Annotated in this window: 4 protein-coding genes and 1 pseudogene; 4 read left to right on the top strand and 1 reads right to left on the bottom strand. The window is 76.7% G+C overall.

Going from position 1 to position 3574, the window contains the following annotated elements:
- Positions 1 to 309, bottom strand: a 309-nt coding sequence (locus tag ACFSBI_RS16205; RefSeq protein ID WP_377936771.1) for a 2-dehydropantoate 2-reductase N-terminal domain-containing protein, incomplete at its 3' end; no start/stop codon positions are given.
- Between the two features lie 128 nt (positions 310 to 437).
- Between ACFSBI_RS16205 and ACFSBI_RS16200 the strand changes: the two genes are divergently transcribed.
- The 4 genes and pseudogenes from ACFSBI_RS16200 to ACFSBI_RS16185 form a co-directional block, all read left to right on the top strand.
- Positions 438 to 1463 (top strand): AAA family ATPase, encoded by a 1026-nt coding sequence (locus ACFSBI_RS16200; RefSeq protein ID WP_377936769.1) that lies wholly within the window; start codon positions 438 to 440, stop codon positions 1461 to 1463.
- Positions 1460 to 2374 (top strand): DUF58 domain-containing protein, encoded by a 915-nt coding sequence (locus tag ACFSBI_RS16195; RefSeq protein ID WP_377936767.1) that lies wholly within the window; start codon positions 1460 to 1462, stop codon positions 2372 to 2374. The genes ACFSBI_RS16200 and ACFSBI_RS16195 overlap by 4 nt, the downstream gene beginning before the upstream one ends.
- The gene (locus ACFSBI_RS16190; RefSeq protein ID WP_377936765.1) at positions 2371 to 3378 is read left to right on the top strand and encodes a VWA domain-containing protein; all 1008 of its coding nucleotides are present in this window, start codon (positions 2371 to 2373) and stop codon (positions 3376 to 3378) included. Before ACFSBI_RS16195 ends, ACFSBI_RS16190 begins: the two co-directional genes overlap by 4 nt.
- Positions 3379 to 3391: 13 nt before the next feature.
- Positions 3392 to 3574: pseudogene (locus ACFSBI_RS16185) on the top strand (hypothetical protein); the annotation flags it as partial.

Raw genomic sequence — 3574 nt, 5'->3', positions numbered from 1 at the left:
GGCGTGCTCCACCCCGTTCTGCGCGACCACGAGCGCGGCCGCGCCCGCCGCCGCAGCCGCGATCAGCGGGCCGGCCGCCGCGGTGCCCTGCGCCTTCACCGCGACGACCACGGGGCCGTCGTGCCGGCGCCCGTCCCACGCGGGGAGGTGCTCGACGGCGTGGTCGCGGCGCTCGCCGCCGTCCTCGAGCACGAGGCGGCGCACGGGGCGCCCGCCGAGCACGGTCACCCGGAGACCCGCCGTCGCGAGCGCGTCGGCGAGCACGATCCCGATCGCGCCGGCGCCCACCACGACCGCCGCCCCGTCCACCCCCTCATCCTCCTCCCGCCGCGCCCGCGCGACGGGGCGCTTTCGGTCGCCTTTCGATCCGCTTGCCGCCCGTTTTCGCGCCCTCCGGGTGAGGTGGAGGCACGCGAACGCCGCAAGGAGGAACCCGAATGACCGAGCCCGTCGACGCCCGCCGCTTCCGCCCCCAGACCGGCGGCGGGGTGCTGGAGCGCGCACTCGTCGAGGTCAAGCGCGTGGTCGTCGGGCAGGACGCCATGGTCGAGCGCATGCTCGTCGGCCTGCTCGCGCGCGGCCACGTGCTGCTCGAGGGCGTGCCCGGCGTCGCGAAGACCCTCGCGGTCCGCACCCTCGCCGAGGTCGTCGGGGGCTCGTTCAGCCGCGTCCAGTTCACCCCCGACCTGCTGCCCGCGGACATCGTCGGCACCCGCGTCTGGCGGCCGTCCGGCGAGCGCTTCGACATCGAGCTCGGCCCCGTCTTCGCGAACCTGCTGCTGGCGGACGAGATCAACCGCGCCCCCGCGAAGGTGCAGTCCGCGCTGCTCGAGGCGATGGCGGAGCGGCAGGTCACGATCGGCGGCGTCACCCACCCGCTGCCGACGCCGTTCCTGGTGCTGGCGACGCAGAACCCGATCGAGACGGAAGGCGTCTACACGCTGCCCGAGGCGCAGCGGGACCGCTTCCTGCTCAAGGTCGACGTCGGTCACGCGGACGAGCTCGAGGAGCTGACGATCGTCCAGCGGATGAGCGTCGCACCGCCGGCAGCGCACCGGATCCTCACCGTCGACGAGCTGACCGGGCTGCAGCGCGCCACCGACGAGGTGTTCGTGCACCACGCGGTGGCGCAGTACGCCGTGCGGCTCGTGATGGCGACCCGCGACCCGCGGGCGTACGGGATCGAGAGCCTCGACGAGGTGCTGGAGTACGGGGTCAGCGCCCGCGGGTCGCTCGGGCTCGTCTCGGCGGCCCGCGCGCTCGCGATGCTCCGCGGACGCGACTACGTGCTGCCCTCGGACGTCGCGGACCTCGCACCCGACGTGCTGGCGCACCGCCTCGTGCTCGGCTTCGACGCGGTCGCCGACGGGATGGACCCGCGCGGCGTCGTGGCGACGGTGCTCGCCGCCGTGCCGCAGCCGCGGATCGCGCCCGGTGACGACGAGCAGGCGGCCGCGGCATGACGGTCGCCCGGTTCCGCGGCCTGGACCTCGTCGTGCGCCGCCGCCTCGACGGCCTGCTGCACGGCGAGCACGCCGGCCTGCGCCTCGGTGCCGGCGGCGACGCGGAGGAGCTGACCCGTTACCGCCCCGGCCACGACGTCCGCCGCATCGACTGGAACGTCACCGCGCGCTCGACCGAGCCGATGGTCTGGCGCACCCGTGCGGAGCACGAGCTCGACACCTGGGTGCTCGTCGACCGCACCGCGTCGATGGCCTTCGGCACCGTGGCGCACGAGAAGTCGGAGACCGCCGAGTGGCTCGCGGGTGCGATCGGGCTGCTGACGGACGCGCCCGGCAACCGGGTCGGCATCGGCTCCCTCGAGGCGGACGGCGTGCGCTGGCTCCGACCGCTGGCCGGCCGGGCCGCGGCGCACCGGGCGCTGACCGCCGATCCGCCCGCCCGCGAGGGCGTCGCATCGACCTCGCTCGCGGACGCGATCGGCGCGCTGGAGCGGCGGTACCGCCGCCCCGGCCTCCGCGTCGTCGTCAGCGACCTGCTCGAGCCGGACGGCGCCCACCGGCGCCCGTTCCCGTGGGAGCAGCCGCTGAAGCGGCTCGCCCGCCGCCACGACGTGGTCGTCGCCGAGGTGATCGACCCCCGCGAGCTCGAGCTGCCGCCCGTCGGCGAGGTCGTGCTGACCGATCCGGAGACCGGCGCGCAGCGCGAGGTCTCCACCTCCGACCGCCGCGTCCGCGACGCCTACGCCGCGGCGGCCCGCGAGCACCGCGCGGCGACCGCCGAGGCGGTGCGGGCCGCGGGCGCCGCGCACCTGCCACTGACGACCCACGCGGACTGGACGGCCGAGCTCGCCCGGTTCGTGATCCGCCGGCGGCGCACGCCGGCCCGACGCCCCCGGAGCGCCGCACGATGACCTTCCTCAGCCCGATCTGGCTGCTGGCCCTGATCCCGCTCGCGGCGCTCGCCGTCGCCTACGTCGTCGTGCAGCGGCGCCGCCAGCGCTACGCCGTCCGCTTCGCCGCCCTGCCCATGCTGGACCGGGTCGTGCCGCGACGGCCCCGATGGCGCCGGCACCTGCCCGCCGCGATGGTGCTCGGCGCCCTCGCGATCATCGGGCTCGCGGCCGGGCGGCCGCAGGTCGACCTGCGCGTGCCGTACGAGCGGGCGACGGTGCTCGTCGCGATCGACACCTCCGGCTCGATGCTCGCCGAGGACGTGAGCCCGACCCGCATCGACGCCGCGAAGGCCGCCGCGGCGTCGTTCGTCGAGGACCTGCCGGACTCGTTCAACGTCGGCGTCGTCTCGTTCGCGGGCGGGGCGCAGGTCGTCGCGCCCGCGACCACCGATCACGCCGAGGTCGCGGAGCGGATCCGCGGGCTGCGGCTCTCCGGCGGCGGCACGGCGATCGGCGAGGCCGTCCACGCCTCGGTCGCCGAGGTGCTGCGGATCGCCGCCGAGGGCGAGGACGGTGCCGCCGCGGCGGCGCCCACCCCGACGCCCGGCGCGGGTGAGGAGGCGCCGGCGACGATCCCGGCGCGGCTCGTCCTGCTGTCGGACGGCGAGAACACCTCCGGGCGCTCCCCGCAGGACGCGGCGCAGGCCGCGGCCGAGGCGGAGATGCCCGTCTCGACCATCGCCTACGGCACCCCCGACGGGTACATCCTCGGCATGAACGGCGCCCGGCAGCAGGTCCCCGTGGACGAGGACGCGCTGCGCGAGCTGGCGACCTCGACCGACGGCCGCTTCTACGCGGCGGGCAGCGACGAGCAGCTGCGGCAGGTCTACGAGGACATCGGCTCGTCCATCGGCACCCGCGTCGAGCCGGTCGAGCTCACCCCGTGGCTCGTCGTCGCCGGCCTGCTGATCGCGCTCGCCGCCGCCGCGCTCTCGCTGCGCTGGTTCTCCCGGCTGATCTGAGAAAGGACCCCCGATGACGAACGAGGACTGGCCCGGGCTCGGCCGCCCCACCGGCCCGCAGCGCTGGACCACCGAGACCCCGGTCCCCTCACCACGGCCGTCCGCGCCCACCACGCGGGCGGAGGCGGACCGGGCCCCGGCCCCGCCGGTGGCCGCGCCGCCCGCGAGGGGGCGGGCGGCGCGGCACCGGCGGGGC

The organism is Amnibacterium endophyticum (genome assembly GCF_042680685.1).
GTDB classification, from domain to species: Bacteria; Actinomycetota; Actinomycetes; order Actinomycetales; family Microbacteriaceae; genus Amnibacterium; species Amnibacterium endophyticum.
The sequence above is the reverse complement of the archived record's forward strand: the minus strand, read 5'-3'. Positions and strand labels throughout refer to the sequence as shown.

Bases quoted from the DNA above. Each gene is read 5' to 3' on its own strand.
- ACFSBI_RS16195 (WP_377936767.1), top strand. From the start codon at position 1,460: ATGACGGTCGCCCGGTTCCGCGGCCTGGACCTCGTCGTGCGCCGCCGC.
- ACFSBI_RS16190 (WP_377936765.1), top strand. From the start codon at position 2,371: ATGACCTTCCTCAGCCCGATCTGGCTGCTGGCCCTGATCCCGCTCGCG.
- ACFSBI_RS16200 (WP_377936769.1), top strand. From the start codon at position 438: ATGACCGAGCCCGTCGACGCCCGCCGCTTCCGCCCCCAGACCGGCGGC.